General features: G+C 41.7%; 15 protein-coding genes and 1 riboswitch. Of the genes, 7 read left to right on the forward strand and 8 right to left on the reverse strand.

Features of this window, described 5'->3' with window-relative positions; genetic code table 11:
- Nucleotides 1-210 precede the first annotated feature (210 nt).
- From J7I96_RS01005 to J7I96_RS01020, 4 genes are all read left to right on the forward strand, one after another.
- Entirely contained in the window at nucleotides 211-1,062 is an 852-nt protein-coding gene (locus J7I96_RS01005; RefSeq protein WP_214773632.1) for a GRP family sugar transporter, read from the forward strand.
- A gap of 18 nt (nucleotides 1,063-1,080) precedes the next feature.
- Nucleotides 1,081-1,866, forward strand: a complete 786-nt coding sequence (locus tag J7I96_RS01010; protein ID WP_214773633.1) for a glucose-1-dehydrogenase — start codon at nucleotides 1,081-1,083, stop codon at nucleotides 1,864-1,866.
- A gap of 177 nt (nucleotides 1,867-2,043) precedes the next feature.
- Nucleotides 2,044-2,190: a hypothetical protein gene (locus J7I96_RS01015; RefSeq protein ID WP_214923213.1), complete on the forward strand. Its 147-nt coding sequence runs from the start codon at nucleotides 2,044-2,046 to the stop codon at nucleotides 2,188-2,190.
- Nucleotides 2,191-2,268: 78 nt separating this feature from the next.
- Nucleotides 2,269-2,481, forward strand: a complete 213-nt coding sequence (locus tag J7I96_RS01020; RefSeq protein ID WP_214773635.1) for a hypothetical protein — start codon at nucleotides 2,269-2,271, stop codon at nucleotides 2,479-2,481.
- Between the two features lie 108 nt (nucleotides 2,482-2,589).
- Here J7I96_RS01020 and J7I96_RS01025 read toward each other — a convergent pair whose 3' ends face one another.
- Nucleotides 2,590-3,939 (reverse strand): FAD-binding oxidoreductase, encoded by a 1,350-nt coding sequence (locus J7I96_RS01025; protein WP_214923211.1) that lies wholly within the window; start codon nucleotides 3,937-3,939, stop codon nucleotides 2,590-2,592.
- A gap of 288 nt (nucleotides 3,940-4,227) precedes the next feature.
- Complete coding sequence (locus J7I96_RS01030; RefSeq protein WP_214773638.1) at nucleotides 4,228-5,616, reverse strand: amino acid permease; 1,389 nt, start codon at nucleotides 5,614-5,616, stop codon at nucleotides 4,228-4,230.
- A gap of 512 nt (nucleotides 5,617-6,128) precedes the next feature.
- Nucleotides 6,129-6,207, forward strand: a riboswitch (glycine riboswitch).
- A 193-nt stretch (nucleotides 6,208-6,400) separates the two neighbouring features.
- Between J7I96_RS01030 and J7I96_RS01035 the strand changes: the two genes are divergently transcribed.
- The 3 genes from J7I96_RS01035 to J7I96_RS01045 all read left to right on the forward strand — a co-directional run bounded on the left by J7I96_RS01035 (nucleotide 6,401) and on the right by J7I96_RS01045 (nucleotide 9,691).
- Entirely contained in the window at nucleotides 6,401-7,741 is a 1,341-nt protein-coding gene (locus J7I96_RS01035) for an amino acid permease (RefSeq protein ID WP_214773801.1), read from the forward strand.
- A 274-nt stretch (nucleotides 7,742-8,015) separates the two neighbouring features.
- Nucleotides 8,016-8,216, forward strand: coding sequence for a DUF3311 domain-containing protein (locus J7I96_RS01040; protein WP_048685209.1), 201 nt, complete (start codon nucleotides 8,016-8,018; stop codon nucleotides 8,214-8,216).
- Nucleotides 8,213-9,691, forward strand: a complete 1,479-nt coding sequence (locus J7I96_RS01045; RefSeq protein WP_214773639.1) for a sodium:solute symporter family protein — start codon at nucleotides 8,213-8,215, stop codon at nucleotides 9,689-9,691. The genes J7I96_RS01040 and J7I96_RS01045 overlap by 4 nt, the downstream gene beginning before the upstream one ends.
- Before the next feature lie 130 nt (nucleotides 9,692-9,821).
- Here J7I96_RS01045 and J7I96_RS01050 read toward each other — a convergent pair whose 3' ends face one another.
- The 6 genes from J7I96_RS01050 to J7I96_RS01075 all read right to left on the reverse strand — a co-directional run bounded on the left by J7I96_RS01050 (nucleotide 9,822) and on the right by J7I96_RS01075 (nucleotide 16,912).
- Entirely contained in the window at nucleotides 9,822-10,028 is a 207-nt protein-coding gene (locus tag J7I96_RS01050) for a hypothetical protein (protein WP_251029067.1), read from the reverse strand.
- 265 nt (nucleotides 10,029-10,293) lie between these two features.
- Nucleotides 10,294-11,778, reverse strand: coding sequence for an argininosuccinate lyase (gene argH / locus J7I96_RS01055; protein ID WP_214773641.1), 1,485 nt, complete (start codon nucleotides 11,776-11,778; stop codon nucleotides 10,294-10,296).
- Nucleotides 11,779-11,793: 15 nt separating this feature from the next.
- Nucleotides 11,794-13,482, reverse strand: coding sequence for an ABC transporter permease (locus tag J7I96_RS01060; RefSeq protein ID WP_214773642.1), 1,689 nt, complete (start codon nucleotides 13,480-13,482; stop codon nucleotides 11,794-11,796).
- Nucleotides 13,479-14,591 carry an ABC transporter ATP-binding protein gene (locus J7I96_RS01065; protein WP_214773643.1) on the reverse strand — a complete coding sequence of 371 codons (1,113 nt, stop codon included), beginning with the start codon at nucleotides 14,589-14,591 and terminating at the stop codon, nucleotides 13,479-13,481. Before J7I96_RS01065 ends, J7I96_RS01060 begins: the two co-directional genes overlap by 4 nt.
- A 15-nt stretch (nucleotides 14,592-14,606) precedes the next feature.
- On the reverse strand, nucleotides 14,607-15,686 hold the full coding sequence (locus J7I96_RS01070) for an extracellular solute-binding protein (protein ID WP_214773644.1): 1,080 nt from the start codon (nucleotides 15,684-15,686) through the stop codon (nucleotides 14,607-14,609).
- The gene (locus tag J7I96_RS01075) at nucleotides 15,686-16,912 is read right to left on the reverse strand and encodes an ROK family transcriptional regulator (protein ID WP_096338930.1); all 1,227 of its coding nucleotides are present in this window, start codon (nucleotides 16,910-16,912) and stop codon (nucleotides 15,686-15,688) included. The genes J7I96_RS01070 and J7I96_RS01075 overlap by 1 nt, the downstream gene beginning before the upstream one ends.
- Between the last annotated feature and the right edge of the window lie 121 nt (nucleotides 16,913-17,033).

A 17,033-nucleotide genomic window follows, 5' to 3' on the forward strand; every position in this document is an offset into this window, starting at 1 on the left:
CGTATTTCTCCTAACTATTTTTTAAATTAAAAGTACCATAAACCACTTATTATTTCATTGTTTCCACCCCGAAAAATAAAATGACAAATTGGTAAATTAAATCCATGTTTTCTTTCCCGTGTAAAGGGAAAACTATACATACATTCAATAGCTTACTAACTATTTTATATTGATAAAAACATTGTTTTCTAGTTTAGGAGATGAAATTTTGTGGAAGGCTTTCTCTTTGCGCTACTCCCTGCATTGACATGGGGCAGCTTAGTGCTTGTTTCCGAAAAACTCGGAGGCAACTCTTATAATCAAACACTTGGCATTACAATCGGTTCATTACTGTTCGCCATCATGATGTCTTTCATCAATCCGCCGGAATGGAGCAGTCTAGTGTGGATTGTGGGCATCATTTCCGGGATAGGCTGGGCATTCGGGCAGTTATTTCAATTCAATAGCGTCAAGGAAATCGGGGTATCGAAAACCGTTCCAATCTCAACAGGACTGCAAATTCTAGGGAATACATTTTTTGCGGTCATCATTTTCAGGGAATGGAATGACAAGATGACAATCATCATCGGCATTGTTGCGATCATCTGTTTGATTACAGGTGTCTTGCTGACAAGCTATGGCGATGCTGATAACAAAAAAGAAGGAAGCATGAAAAAAGGGGTTTTTTACCTTGCCATTTCTACTGTGGGTTATGTTACATATGTCATCGTCGTCAGATGGAATGAGGTGGACGGATGGTCGGCGATCCTGCCGCAAGCAATTGGCATGTTCCTGGCTGCCCTGCTCCTTTCCATCAAACATAAACCGTTTAATAAGTATGCCGGACGGAATATCCTTACCGGAATGATGTGGGCTGTCGGTAATATCGGTCTCCTGCTCGCCAATCCAAAAGTGGGCGTTGCCATCGCATTCTCATTTTCCCAATTGGGAATCGTCATTTCCACTTTAGGCGGCATCTTTCTTTTAGGTGAGAAAAAATCCAAAAAGCAAATGGCCTTCGTCATCATCGGGTGTGTACTCGTAATTGCTGGCGGAATCATGATTGGCTTTACAAAAGAATAATCAAAGGAGAGCTGAATGATGTATGAAGATTTAGAGAAAAAAGTGGTCGTGATCACGGGCGCGGCAAAAGGATTAGGAAAAGCCATGGCCGAAAGGTTTGGTAAAGAAAAAGCATATGTCGTATTAAATTATCACACTGAAAATGGCGACCATAAGGAAATCATCAAAACGATTGAAGCTGCAGGCGGGAAAGCCGCAGCCATTCAAGGTGATGTTTCAAAGGAAGCGGATGTGAAGAAATTGCTTTCTTTCGCTGTGGACACCTTTGGTACAATCGACATCATGATCAACAATGCTGGTATTGAAAATGAAGTGCCCAGCGAAAAATTGACTCTTGAAGAATGGCAAAAAGTCATCGATGTAAATCTAACGGGGATGTTCCTGGCAAGCAGGGAAGCAATCAGTTATATGCTCGATCATGGCATTAAGGGCAATATCATTAACATGTCTTCCGTTCATGACAGGATACCTTGGCCTCATTTTGTCCACTATGCAGCAAGTAAGGGCGGAGTCAAGATGATGACAGAAACCCTTGCACTTGAATATGCTCCTAAAGGGATTCGCATTAATAATATTTCACCTGGTGCAATCGACACACCCATCAATGCCGAAAAATTCAATGACCCGAAAGCTAAACAGGAAGTAATAAACCTGATACCGATGGGATACATCGGAAAACCGGAACAAATTGCCGCTTGTGCCGCTTGGCTCGCTTCTGCCGAATCGAGCTATGTAACGGGAATGACCTTATATGCTGATGGTGGGATGACCAAATATCCAGGTTTCCAAGCAGGAAAAGGCTGAACTGAACTAATGAAAAGAACCACTCCCATCACAAACTTGGGGTGGTTCTTTTCATGACCCTGGACAAGGATGCTGCACAAGCTAGAAGCTTGCGGTCTTTTTCTCGGATTGGTTGTCCCTTTCGGATCGATTTCTGCATTGGAACCAACAAATCCTAAGTTATAATGATGTCAGTGAATGGCAAGGAGAAGATCATCTGGAATAGATGCTGTTTATATTCGTTCAAGAGAAGGAAGTGACCTTGTGGATCCTTATTTTCATACAAGTGAAAGCAAAAAAAGGGTCATCCGTGATTCACTATATACAAATAAACCCGTAGAATGAATTTTACTCCTTATAAAATAGAAAAGAACGGTCATCCTAATGGAGTAATTTCAATAATGACATAAGGAGAGAAACTACATGCCTCAACAACAAATTGATATCAATCAATTAAATCAAGCAAAAGCTAACGTTACCCTTACGCAAACCTTACTTTCACAAGCAATTGAAAAATCTTCCTCGGATCCAATTTTGGCACAAGAAGCCATTAAACAAGCGGCTCAAGAAATTGCCCAAGCCCAATCTTCCGTAAATCAGGTTTATAGTACAGTACAAGCTCAGCAAGCGGAATGATCCTGGGGATTATCGATTAATTGATTCAAAACAAGAATAAAGAGGCCTATATCCAAATTCAGGAATAGGCCTTTATATAACGAATGTATTGGGTGAATCCAAGCTTTTTCACACCCACTTATTTAATGGCGGTATGCTTTGTGGGAACTTAAACGCATAGTATGGATCATACCTCGTTTTCACTTCCCTAAGCCGTTTGAAGTTTTCTCCATAATACGCAGTTGGCCAATCTTTGATTAGAGTATCCGGCCAATTCACATAGTCACCGGTAGTAAAAGGTGACAAGGCATGCTTCAGCTCCTTGATCCAACGAATGTTTAGCCGCTCTTCTTCTGGATTGGTCCATGTAGCCTGATACTCCTGGGCGATGATGGCATCTCGATAATAAAAAGCTGTCTCCTTTGGATCTTTAAGGCCCGCCACTCCTCCTAGGGATTGGTGCCAAATGGCTGCATTTTCATTTGGGGCATTTCCCAAAAAATGTTTCATAGTTGCGATTGCTTGCTGTGGAAGAGCTTTTTCAATGAAAGATCCTGACCTCTTTCGATGCGCCGGTTGATTTCCAGCTGGATAATCAAAGAATCTTACGGCTTCAATATATGGGACTTCCTTTATCATGACATTTATTGGTGAACCGATTTTTGTCAAAGGCTTTAATAGCTGCTTCAATCTATGTGACGTTCCAACAAATTCACCTTTAGCAAAAATTTCGTTTGCTTCCTTTGCCTTGAATTCTATTTCTGAAGTTAAGCCTTCATCAGCTTTAGTGGCCCAATCCTGCCAGGCTTCAAACACCGCTTCGAAATCTTCCCACCCCCATGTGACGGAGAAAACGGAAACCCTTGATACGGGGGTTACCCTGAAAGTAAGAGAAGTGACTATGCCAAAGTTTCCCCCTCCTCCCCCGCAGCATGCCCAAAATAAATCACTATTGATTTTCCTATTCGCTTTAATGAGTTTGGCTCCCCTCTTTCCACAAGCCCTTACCATTTCTATTTCAAGTAGATTGTCACAAGTAAGTCCAAAGCGCCTCGTTAACATACCTATTCCACCGCCGAGCGTAAGACCTACAACACCAACACTGCTTTCGGTCCCTGCCGGAATCGTCGTGCCATAATTCCATAACGTATTATATACTTGCCCTAAATCAGCTCCGGCTTCAATTTTTGCGATCATTTTTTCACGATTGACCTTGATATTGTACATTTCACTAATATCAATGACTAGACCGCCATTCACTAATGAAAAATTTTCATAACTATGCCTGCCGCTCCTAACCCGGAAAGGTGCATGATTTTCCCGGGCCCACTTCAATGAATTCAACACATCATCGGAATTTTGACAAAACACAATGACCTTTGGGAATTTAGAAAAACTTAAGTTATTATTTATCCTGGCGCGCTCATACTCAGCATCATTAGGTGTAACGATACGCCCGGTAAGCTTTGTTCTTTCCAAAAGATAACCCCTTTCTCGGGTAAATATGTAACATCCTATGAAAAAAACTGGCATGAAGATACATTCCCCCTGCTGCGCCCCCTTGTTATGGGGTCAAATTAGCTACACTCGTGAGTTTTGCTGTTTTACTCGTGAATTCAACAACTTTACTCGCGAATTCCGCTGTTTTACTCGTGAATTTGACGACTTTACTCGTGAGTTTTGCTGTTTTACTCGTGAATTCCACCATTGGTCTGCAAGGACAAAAAAAGGCCCTTCTCGAATTAGAGAAGGGCTTTCTAATATTTCTTATCCTGAAATCTCATCATCGGATTCAACGTCCAATGGTGTTCGTTTATCCATTTTCAGCATGAAATAACTTGCTATTACCAAGGCTAGGAAAACGATCCCGACAACCAAGGAAATCCTTGTACTAGGATTGATCCACATACCTACCAGCACCATCAGTAAAAAGGCTATTGTCGCATAGTTACTGTAAGGGGCCAACGGCATTTTGAACGGATGTTTCTCCATTTCAGCGGCATTTACCTTTCTAAATTTAAGCTCACTGATAAGTAAGACAAACCATGGAATCATTCCTGGCAAAACACTCGCACTGTACACATAAAGGAATACTTGCGGCGGTGCAAGGTAATTCAGGATAACCCCGATGCCCAATCCTAATAGTACAGCGATCGTGCAATATGCCGGAACTCCATTTTTAGATACTTTAGCAAAGACTTTCGGAGCTTGGCCATTCAATGCCAATGTGTACAGCATACGACCTGCACTGAAAATCCCACTGTTGCATCCAGACATTGCCGCAGTAATTACGACAAAATTAATGATGCCTGCCGCTGCAGTGATACCTATTTTGGCAAAGGTCGAAACAAACGGACTGCCTAAGTCATCCAGTTGATCCCAAGGGAATACTGTCACGATGACGAAAATGGCACCAATGTAGAAAATTAAAATGCGCCATATGATTGATTGGATCGCTTTTGTTACGGTCTTCGTTGGGTTTTTCGCTTCTCCGGCTGTGATGCCGATAAGCTCAACACCTTGATAGGAAGCCACGACAAGTGAAAGCGCAAAGAAGAATCCTGTCCAGCCTCCCGTAAAGAAGCCGCCATTTGCCCATAGGTTCGATAATCCAAGCGCATCCCCGCCATTGCCTATTCCAAAGAAGATAAGGCCCAGGCCGGCAACGATCATCAATATAATCGTTATGATTTTTATAAGTGCAAACCAGAATTCAAATTCCCCGAATGATTTAACGGAAATGAGGTTGGCCGCCCCCAAGATGATCATGGCCACCACACCTGGTATCCATGCCGGTAGCTCCGGGAACCAATATTGCATATACAACCCAACCGCGATGATTTCGGACATTCCGACGATCACCCATTGAAACCAATTGCTCCAAGCAGTCATATAACCTGCCAAAGGATGTATATAGCTGCTCGCAAAGGTTGCAAAAGAACCTGTAGTCGGTTCTAAATATAACATCTCACCCATGGAACGCATGATGAAAAATATAAAAATACCTGCGATGGCATAAGCAAGCATTACAGAGGGCCCGGTCCATTTGATCGTGCTCGCAGATCCCATGAATAACCCGACCCCGATGGTTCCGCCCAAAGCTATCATTTGAATATGTCGTGATTCCAGCCCTCTCTTTAATTCCTTGTTCGACATGATTAACTCCTCCAGATGCAATATCGGTAATGCTTTTCTATCCTTACCAAGAACGACTCTCTATTAATTATTGCAGGTAGAAATGATTTATCGTGATCAATATTACATAACACTTCAATTACGTTTTCTTATCTTATAATAGTAAATATTCTGTAAAAATACAATTGTATTTTTGAAATAAACAGTTGCCAATAATATCTTGTTGAATTTTCTAATCTGAAAATATCATTTTAAAAAAATGATGTTCAGTATTTTATTATAGTGATCGTTCATAAAGAGTAGAAATAAATCACTTCTGCTTAAACCTTAGGTTAAATACAGACCACTATTAAACTACAGATAATGCCTGTTTCATTTCAAAAAATTTATTGACCTACCGAAAAATAGATGATAGAATTCCAATATTATTTTATGAGCATAATGAATGATCAAGCATTGGAAAATATCACTGACTGACATTCTTCACAACCGCATAAAAGCAAGCGATGAATGCTATGGATGACACTATAGCAGGAGCAGCTTCTGGAGAGACTGTACAAGATGCAGCGCCGAAGGATTCACAATCTCAGGCAAAAGGACAGAAGAGTAACGAATGATATATTGTTATTCTGAACCCTTTAAGAGATTGGTATTTTACCCAATCTCTTTTTTTATTGTCCATTTTGTGATTGGACTAAAGACAACAAATGGGAAAGGCAAGCAGGACGACAATCACGTCCCTCTCTCCAAGACCATGCAGGTAAACTCATTCACTACCAAGACTATAAAAACGGGGGCGTATGAATTGGCTAAACAAGAATTAAAAAGAGATTTAAAAAATAGGCATGTACAACTGATTGCAATAGGAGGAACCATTGGCACCGGTTTATTTTTAGGTTCCGGAAAAGCTATACAATTGGCAGGGCCTTCCATATTATTCTCTTATCTGATAATAGGGATTGCCTTGTTTTTTGTGATGAGGGCCCTGGGGGAATTGCTCTTATCCAATGCAGGGTATGTATCATTCACTGAATTCGCAACTGAATATGTCGGTCCATGGGCCGGCTTCGTGACAGGTTGGACATATTGGTTTTGTTGGATCATGACCGCAATGGCCGATATCATAGCTGTCGGTGTTTATATACAATATTGGTTTGATGTCCCTCAATGGATTCCGGCTCTAATATGCCTGGTCATTCTCTTAGGATTGAACCTATTGACCGTTAAGATATTTGGCGAATTGGAATTCTGGTTTGCCATCATTAAAGTAATCACGATCATCGCCTTGATCATCGTAGGGATCTTCCTTCTGATCATCGGCTTCAATACCAATACCGGAACGGTTTCCCTAACGAACCTTTGGAATCATGGCGGCATGTTTCCGAATGGCATTTCCGGATTCCTGCTATCTTTACAGTTGGTCGTCTTCTCATTTGTCGGGGTCGAATTGGTCGGGGTTTCCGCAGCAGAAACGGCGAACCCACGAAAGAACATTCCATCTGCCATCAATAAAATCCCTGTCCGGATTTTGCTTTTCTATGTTGGTGCCATATTCGTCATTCTCTGCGTCAACCCATGGACACAATTGGATGCCACGAGCAGTCCATTTGTAGAGGTCTTTGCGTTAATTGGCATTCCAGTCGCTGCAGGGATCATCAACTTCGTCGTTTTGACATCCGCCGCTTCTGCATGCAACAGCGGCTTATTTTCAACAAGCCGAATACTCTATACGTTAAGCAGGAATGGCGAAGCCCCTGCTAAACTGGAAAAATTAAATAAACAGGCTGTTCCGAGCAATGCCTTATTCACTTCCACAATCGTTGTATCAATAGGGGCATTATTAAGCAAGCTGATACCGGAACAGGCATTTACTGTCGTGACTACCATCAGTGCCATCTGTTTCATATGGGTATGGAGCATTATCTTGATCTCCCATATCAAATATTCGAAAACAAGGCCTGACCTAAGAGCCGAATCGGCTTTCAAGGCTCCTTTTACACCTTTTGTCAATTACGCCATTTTAGGCTTATTCCTGTTCATCCTTATTGTTATGCTATTCGCTGAAGCTACACGGCTATCACTGCTCTTGACCCCAATCTGGTTCATCCTCTTGGTGATACTATATAACTATCGGAAAAAAAGATAGCTAAAGGAATTAAAGCCTCGAACTCAATATGAATTCAAGGCTTTATCTGCTTATGAACATATTAGGCCTTCGGCTTGTTGCGCACTGTTGCTAAAATATATCAGGCAACTGCATTAAATTTTATATCAAAATAGTGTAAGCTAATATATATTATCGGACCTTTTCGGTCAGGTATGAATTTTCCATCCGGTTCGGTTCACACATCCATCAGTGGCATTGAATAAACCCCCATTGGTGGGCGTTTCACTTTATTTAAAACGGAGGGGGTTGTTTAATGAAGATTATATATATTCTTACACTAGTTCCTTTTATAGGCATACTGGGATTTCTACCTTTTGTTAATAAAATAGAACCATATGTATTAGGGATGCCTTTCAATATGTTCTGGATGGCTATGTGGGTGGTCCTTACCTCTGCCATACTCGGCATCATGTATAAGCTGGATCCCAGGAATCGGGAAGGTGATCAGGAATGAATATCGCTATCTTAATCATTTTAGCATTTTTACTTCTATCGATATTTTTAGGAATACGCTCTTCAAAAGGAAAAGATATGGACTTGGAACAATGGACGGTGGGCGGACGCGGTTTTGGTGCGATATTCGTCTTTCTGCTGATGGCTGGGGAAATCTATACGACCTTCTCCTTCCTTGGCGGCAGCGGCTGGGCTTATGGCAAGGGCGCCCCCGCTCTATATGTTCTAATTTACATTACTTTGTCTTACGTATTATCCTATTGGCTCCTGCCGGAAATATGGAGATATGCCAAAGAAAATAAACTGATGTCTCAATCCGATTTCTTTGTAAGCAAGTATAAGAGTCCCAGTTTAGGAATTTTGGCTGCGCTTGTCGGTGTGGTGTCGATGATTCCAGTGATCGTCGTGCAGCTGAAAGGATTGGGAATCATTGTCTCAGAAGCATCTTATGGTGCCATCTCAATGTCTGAGGCAGTTTGGATGGGGGCGATCAGCCTTACCATTTATGTGATGATCTCCGGTATCCACGGTTCAGTTTGGACCGCGGTCATTAAAGATATCATGATGGTCGCCATAATAGGATTTTTGGGGATTTATCTGCCAATCCATTACTTTGGCGGATTTCAGCCGATGTTTGAAGCGGTTGATGCGGCCAAGCCTGGTTTTCTAAAGTTCCCTGATCAGGGACTTAGCGTATCATGGTTCATCTCCACAGTAATATTGCTCGTATTCGGTTTCTATATGTGGCCACAAGTTTTCAGCGCTGTTTATTCGGCACGCAACGGCAAGGTATTTCGAAAAAACGCCATCATCAGCCCTTTATATACACTCATGCTGTTATTCGTCTTTTTCGTTGGGTTTACAGCTATATTGAAAGTCCCCGGACTCGTTGGGGCAGATGCAGACCTCTCATTGCTGCGCCTTTCGATCGAGACCTTTGATCCATGGTTTATAGGCATAATCGGCGGCGCTGGATTGTTGACCGCATTGGTGCCGGGATCCATGCTTTTGATGAGCGTCGCTACACTGCTCGCGAAAAACGTTTATAAGGAATTTGCACCTGCCGTATCCGATCGCCACATTGTACGATTGGCAAAGTTCCTTGTTCCAGTCATTGCCCTTATAGCCGTCTACTTCACCTTAAACGGCGGCGAAACGATGTCGGCATTAATTCTTATGGGATACAGTCTCATCACACAGCTCTTCCCGTCCCTTCTCTTTAGTCTGAAAGGGAATAATCCGATCAATAAATTTGGCGCTATCGCCGGCATCATAACAGGATTGGCCATCGTAATCTGCATTACACTCAGTCAATCGACAATAGGGACCCTGTTTCCATCCTTGCCGCAAGCAGCGAAAGATTTGAATGTGGGAATCATCGCATTGGCAGTCAATTTCATTGTGATGATCACTGTAAGTCTTGCTTTCAGAAAGCACGCGGTTCAGTTGGAACCTAAATCCGTTAACGATATATGAAGCAATTTGAAACTGGTTATGGATCAATAAACATTGGAGGCTCAGTCAAAAGACTGAGCCTTCCTTATTATCGGCATCCAATTTTAGTGTTTTTTTTCAATATTGTTTATAGGAACCTCATTTTAGACTATTAATCTTTTCTGTTTATAAACAAATCCCCTATTTTAACTAATAAATACAACGAAAAAATAATCATCAAGGTCCTGGATACTACAAGACCATCAATAGCTAAATCATATCCGCCTCTTAATAAGGCTTCCGGATTCAAACTAAAAGCAATCGATATTATGAAAGCTATTAAGATCAGGATAACACCGAACTGAGATCTATTTGACATTGACATTCCGCCTCATATTGTATATTTTACAAATAACAGCATCGTTTTTGGAAATAATCTACATTCATTGTCATTGATAAGCATCCAAAATAAATAGCCACCCTAATAAAGAATGACTATATATCATGAATTAACGGATAAAATGCATCGTATTGCCTCCGAGCCAACAAAAAATACTCTCTTCAGAATGTCCGGCTTTTACTCGTGACTTTGGAGCAAATACTCGTGAATTTCATGCACGTTAAAACTCATTTACCTCGTACCTTCAGTAATCCACTAAAGCCTTCCTGCCATCATTCAATTCTTTGACCACTTCCTTATATTCCTGCAAATCTTGTTCCAGTTTTTGTTTTCTATTTACAATCATTCTCGTAACCTCTTTCGGGGATGGTCCGCCTTGAATGGTTCTGATTTCCACAAAATATTCGGGAGAGATTATTTTTTTCCATTCATCTTCTGCTATGTTCACTGAAACGAATTCATTGATGATCTTGTTGATTTCTTGTGTGTCCCAATCATATAGCTCTTTCCCTTCACTAATCGACTTTTTAGCAATATGACTGGCTATGGAATGGGCTTTTCTAAAGGATATGTCGTAATCTCTTGATAGGGTATCTGCTAATTCAGTAATCGTTATACTGGATTTTGCGGCCATTTTCTTTGTATGTTCTTCATTTACTTTCAAAGTCGATATGACGGCATACATTAGTTTCATGACACGGCCTGCATTCGAAAAAGCCCGATATAAATGCGGCTGTAAATCATCTTCGGTATCGACGATATCACCAAATGGTGTATTGTGAATCATATTCATTGCAGCAAGTGCATCACCAAACGCACTGCTTGCAATCGAACGGGAATGTTCGATGGAGACCGGATTCCTTTTTTGCGGCATGATACTGCTCACTTGAACATAAGGGTCCGCCACGTGAAATGTACCAAACTCTCTTGTCACATGCTGCAGGAAATCTTGAATCCACCTTCCAGTATTGACCATACACGTCATGATGGCAGTTGCGGTTTCCAATAAATAATCTGCCCCGCCTATCGAGTCATAGGAATTTTCAATCACCGAATCAAACCCAAGCAGTTCAGCCGTTCGGTTCCGACTGATTGGAAAACCGGTGGTCGTTAACGCGGCTGCACCCAAAGGGGATTGGTTAACCGTTTCATAGGCTGCCCATAACCGGCCAATATCCCTTTGAAGCACATCATAAATGGCTAAAAAGTAATGTCCTATTGTAGTCGGCTGAGCCGGTTGGGTATGCGTATAACCTGTAATATAGGTTTCTTTATGTTTTTCAGCCTGCACCAAGAATGCTTCACTCAATTGGTTAGCATAGCCAATCAATTGGAGCAGATGACCTCTCAAAACAAGCCGGTACATCGCAACTCCCATATCATTACGACTGCGGCCGATATGAATCTTCCCTGCAAGTTCATGGCCGATTTCCTCACCGATCTTAGCCTCCATCATGAAGAATAAGTCCTCGAATTGGGACTGATAGGTCAACTGCACGAGATCTGTTTGGGCCACTTTCCGAATCCCATCAAGCATGGTTTTCGCCTCTTCATCTTTAATGATCTTTTGTTCCGAAAGCATGATGACATGTGCCCGATGAATATCGAACATTGCATCAAATAAGTAATCTCTTTGATCATTAAAAACAGGCATCAAAAGCTCTCTAGCATAGGTTTTTCCTGGAAAGACACTACCTTCATTTTTTATAAATTCTTCAAGCCTGCTCATCTTTGAACCTCCGATTTATAAAGCTTTTTCCGCTTTGATTCCAAAAAACTTGTTCGAAATAAAGAGAACGATTACAATCAGCGTGATTTGAATCATCCCATATGCGGCTGCCTGCCCCATATTGAACATCCTAAGCTGATTCATGATTTCAATGGATATGGGCCTGTTTGAAATCGTGTACAACAGGACCGAGGTCGGGAATTCCCCCACAGATTCGATAAATGCCAATAATGTCCCTGATAAAACACCAGGCATAATAATCGGAAATATGACCCTTCTGAAGGTATAAAACCACTTAGCCCCCAAGTTTCTGGCTGCTTCCTCAATTGAATCATCCAGCTGCTCCAGAACGGCATTAGTCGACCGGACAACGAGTGGAATATGCCTGATGAAATAGGCTAGCGGCAAAATCCAAAATGTTCCTACCAAAATTTGACCGAAAGAAAAAACGCTAGGTTCATTGAATGCAAATATCAAGTTCATCCCTATGACCGTTGCAGGCAACGCCCAAGGAATCATGACTAGAATATCGACAAAGCTTTTCCCGACGAATTTCCGTTTGACAAGCACGTAGGACGCTATGACGCCAAACACCAGATTTGCCAACGTTGCAATAACCGCCATCAGTAAACTATTTCGTAACGGTTTGAAGATATTAGGGTCTTCAAACAAAAGCCTGTAATTTTCCACATTAAATACTGTGGGATACGTTTGAAATGTCCAGGTTCCATCCGGCACAAGTGAAAGCAAAAGAATCGTAAAATGCGGTAAAAGCAGAATCATTACGCCGATGACCCCCGTTACAACCATCACCCATTTCATAACTGGGTTCTTCACTTCACTCCTGTGTGCCCCAATCCCTTTCGAGACCATTCGATAATCTTTCCTATTCTGATACCAACGCATGAATAATAGAAATGAAATTGAAACGATGGATAGAATGACCGATTGAGTCGCGGCAATTTCCATATCACCATTGATTTTCGAAAAATAAATTTGCAGGCTCAACACCCTGTATCCGCCAGCTAATAAAAACGGGGCACTGAAAGAAGCCATCGATATCATGAAAACAAGTAAAGAGGCGGCAACGATGGCAGGTGTCAATAATGGAAATGTCACCCTCCAAAAAACCTTTAATTTATTTGCGCCTAAGTTATAAGCGGCTTCTTCAAGTGATGGATCTATTTTATTGATTGCTGCGGATACGGTCATATAAAAATAAACATACATCGTATAGGCATGCACGATAAGAATTCCCGATACCCCGCCAATCTTGAATGGAACCTTATCGAGACCAAACAGGTCCTTGATGGCATTTGGAATCAATCCCGATTCTCCATATAAAAACATAAAGGCCATGACCCCTACCAATGATGGAAGGACAATCGGCAAAATCGCTGCTGATGAAAAGAAGCTTCTGCCAGGAAAATCGTAACGGTTAAAAATGAATGCGAGCGGAATGCCAATCAAGGCACTGACCAATACACTCAATAAGGATATATATACAGAATTCCAAAGAGCCTCTAAGTTCGTTTTCGATTCCTGTACGAAGAAGTCCTGATAATTTCCAAGGGATATCGTTCCTTCTTTTTGCAGACTTTCAATAAAGGTCCTCAATGACGGGTAGAGTACATATGCTATGAGCACCAATACAACTGGTATAAGGAGCCAAACCGTCAATCTCGTATCACGATTTTTAATCATGGCGCATCACCGCTTATGACAGGGATAAGACGCAGCTGTTTCTCGGGAAGCTGGACATTCACTTCCTTTCCTTGATAAAAGTATCCGAAATCATGGGTGTTAAATACGTCGACCCTTAGTGACACGTCTTGAACATCCACCATGACATTCACAACAGATCCAAGGAATTGGACGGAATTTATTTTACCTTTAAAGATATTCATGCCTTCTTCGATCACATCCAGAATCCTGATTGCTTCAGGACGAATCGAAACAGCAAGGTCAGCACCACTCTGTATGATTGAAATTCCGTCCCTAGCTTGATTTTCCACCTTTAATTTAATCGGTTTTTCATTATTCTTAAGGGCAACCTCTATATTATCTTGTTGAACTTTTTCAACTTGAACGGGTAAAAGATTAATCTCACCTATAAAACTCGCCACAAAATCATTGGCCGGCCGATTATAAATTTCTGTTGGCGTCCCGACCTGGTGACATACACCATGATTGAACACGGCGATTCGATCACTCATGGATAAAGCCTCAGCCTGATCATGTGTAACATAAATGGTGGTAATCTTATAATCACGCTGCAGCCTTAAGATTTCCACTCTCATTTCATCACGAAGCTTGGCATCCAGATTACTTAATGGTTCATCCAGCAGTAATATTTCCGGTTCAATGACCAGTGCTCTCGCAAGGGCCACCCGCTGCTGCTGTCCTCCGCTTAACTGGCTCACTTGACGATCCGAGTAGCTCTCCAGCCTGACCTTTTGGAGGGCATCCAGCACTCTCTTCTTTAAGTCAGCAGAAGAAACCTTTCTCACACGCAAACCAAACGCTACATTTTCAAAAACAGTCATATGGGGAAAGAGGGCATAGTTTTGAAAAACCATGCCTGTATTTCTTTTCTCCGGAGGTACACGCGTCATATCTTTGTCGCCAAATCGGACGACACCTTTAGTTGGATAATAAAAACCGGCAATCATCCGAAGTGTTGTCGTTTTACCGCAGCCGCTTGGACCAAGAAAGGTAAAAAACTCACCTTCTTTGATGTCCAGATTTAACTGGTCAACAGCTTTCGTTTTCCCGAAGGCTTTTTGGACATTCTCTATTTTTATGGACGCCATCCCAAAGACACTTCCTTATTCTTTAATTTCTTTATCTCCACTTTTAATATTTTCGTCCCAGTATTTCATCCACTCGTCACCTTTTTCCTGGAATGCATTCCAATCAATATCCATCGCTTTAATTTCCGTTTCCGTGATCCATTCAGGTAAACCCTTCACATCACTTCTGGTCGGAATCCTGTAAAATTCTTCTGCCAAAGTTTTTGCGGCTTCTGGTGTATTCACGAACTCATAAAAGGCTTCAGCCGCTTTTGGATGTTTGGCGCCTTCAACGATGGCGATACCTTCTGTCAATACTGGCGTTCCGCTCTTCGGAATAACGAACTCAAATGGATAATTTTTATTTTCTTTCAGCATGACGACATCCGGCATTGCCCAAACGGAAAGTGAGCCCTCTCCTTTGGCTACCTTGTTATACATCATTTCAGGATTCGCTGAATATTCCTTCGTGTTTTGATCGAGCTTCTTTAACCAGTCATACCCTTCTTTTGGATCATTTGTATCCTTATACGTACGATAGATCATCGCAGAAAAAATTGTCCTCATCGTTCCTGAGGCTAACGGATAGCGGATGATGATTTCGTCTTTCCATTTCGGATCAAGCAGCTCATCCCAATCTTTCGGTACCTCGTCTTTTGATAATTCTTTGCTGTTATACATGATGACTTCCGGTGTCTGGCTCGTTCCTGTCCAATACCAATCCGGATCGCGGAATCCTTCATCGAGATTATCGGAATAGCTAGGCTTATAAGCGGCCAGCAGCTCATCATCCTTTGCTTGATTGAAGTTCGTGGAAGGTGCACCCCACCAAACGTCTGCCTGCGGATTACTTTTCTCTGAACGGACACGGTCAAGGATTTCCTGAGACCCCATATCAAGCCACTCAACATCAATCCCATACTTATCTTCGAACTGCTTTTCGAATTTTGATAAAATATCTTTGCCATGCGGTGAATAAACAACGATTTTATCTTCCAGCTCACCCTTTTCGCCAGCAGCCGAATTCGTTTTCGTATCTGTACCGTTACATCCCGAAATTAATAGTGCTGCCGATAAGGTCAGTACGGAAACAAGCGACTTTTTCCTATTTTTCATTAATATTCCCCCTCATCACGAAAATTCAAAATCCCATCATGTTCCCTTAAAAATAGGGAAACCGCTCCAAGCACCCCTGCGTTTTCTCCAAGTTGTGAAGTTTTCATTTCTACTAAACTTGGAAGATATCGATCAACGACCTCCCGAATTCTAGGTAAAATGTATTCAGCAGAATTTAATACACCACCTCCTAAAATGATCACTTCCGGATTTAGCAAACTAGCCGCATTGACAATTCCGCAGGCTAAATGTTCGATGGCTTCATTTATGATGGCCATAGCTGCAGTGTCTCCTTTTTTTGCTGCCAAAAAAGCATCTTCCCCCGATAGTTCGGAAGATTTGGCCCGTTCGAATAAAAAATGGTGAGGATCCTTGAGGACCTCCCTGGTGAAATGACCGCCAATCGACTTGCCTCCTGCGACACTTTCCAAATAGCCGTATCTATGGAAAATCGGCTTGAATTCACGTTTTATATCCTCTTTGTCCGTCACCATATATCCCATTTCCCCAGCGGCACTGGAAGCTCCTCTGTATAACTGGTTATTCAAGATGATGCCGCTTCCGATTCCCGTGCCAACCGCAATGAACAGTAAATTCCGCTTATTTTGTGCATTACCCAGCCACTGTTCACCTAGTGCAGCCGCATTTACATCATTGTCCAGAAAGATGGGGAAATCAAAATAACGCTTCGCTTCTGCTATAAATGGATATTGTACCCAGCCTAAACTCGGTGCCTCTATTACTAATCCGCTTGCCGTTTGCGTAATGCCAGGGATCCCGACTCCCATCCCCAATATCCTTTCCTTCGCAATCTGATTCTTTGCAATTAACCGCTCCGTTTCAATCGCCATTTGTTTAAGAAGCCCTGAATGTAAATAAGTGTTTGTTGAAAAACTAGTGTCAGCAAGGATGTTGCCGCTTAAATCACTTAAAACGATTTTCACTTTCGTCCCACCTATATCGACACCGATGATATAGGCAGCCTTTTCATTAAAAAAGAGCTGGATGGGCCTCCTCCCGCCTTGAGCTGAGGATACTCCTATTCCTTTTTCGAATACCCATTTCTCCTGTATAAGTTCATCCACAGCCTGAGAAACAGTTGGTTTGCTTAGCTGAAGCTTAACGGCGATTTCAGCTCTTGAAATGGGTGAACATTCTTGGATGCATTGAATGATTCTTTTTTTATTTACATATTTTTGATGACTGGGTGTTCTTTTAAAACTCATCACATCACGGCCTTACATCATTTAGTTAGTAAATCTTCCTAATTAAGTAAAAATATAACTTAAATAATTTCAGTGCACAAGATGTTTTTCTGAACATTTCAAATGTACAATTTTTAATAGT

Source organism: Bacillus sp. ISL-78 (genome assembly GCF_018613455.1).
In the GTDB taxonomy this organism is placed as follows: Bacteria; Bacillota; Bacilli; order Bacillales; family DSM-1321; genus Peribacillus; species Peribacillus frigoritolerans.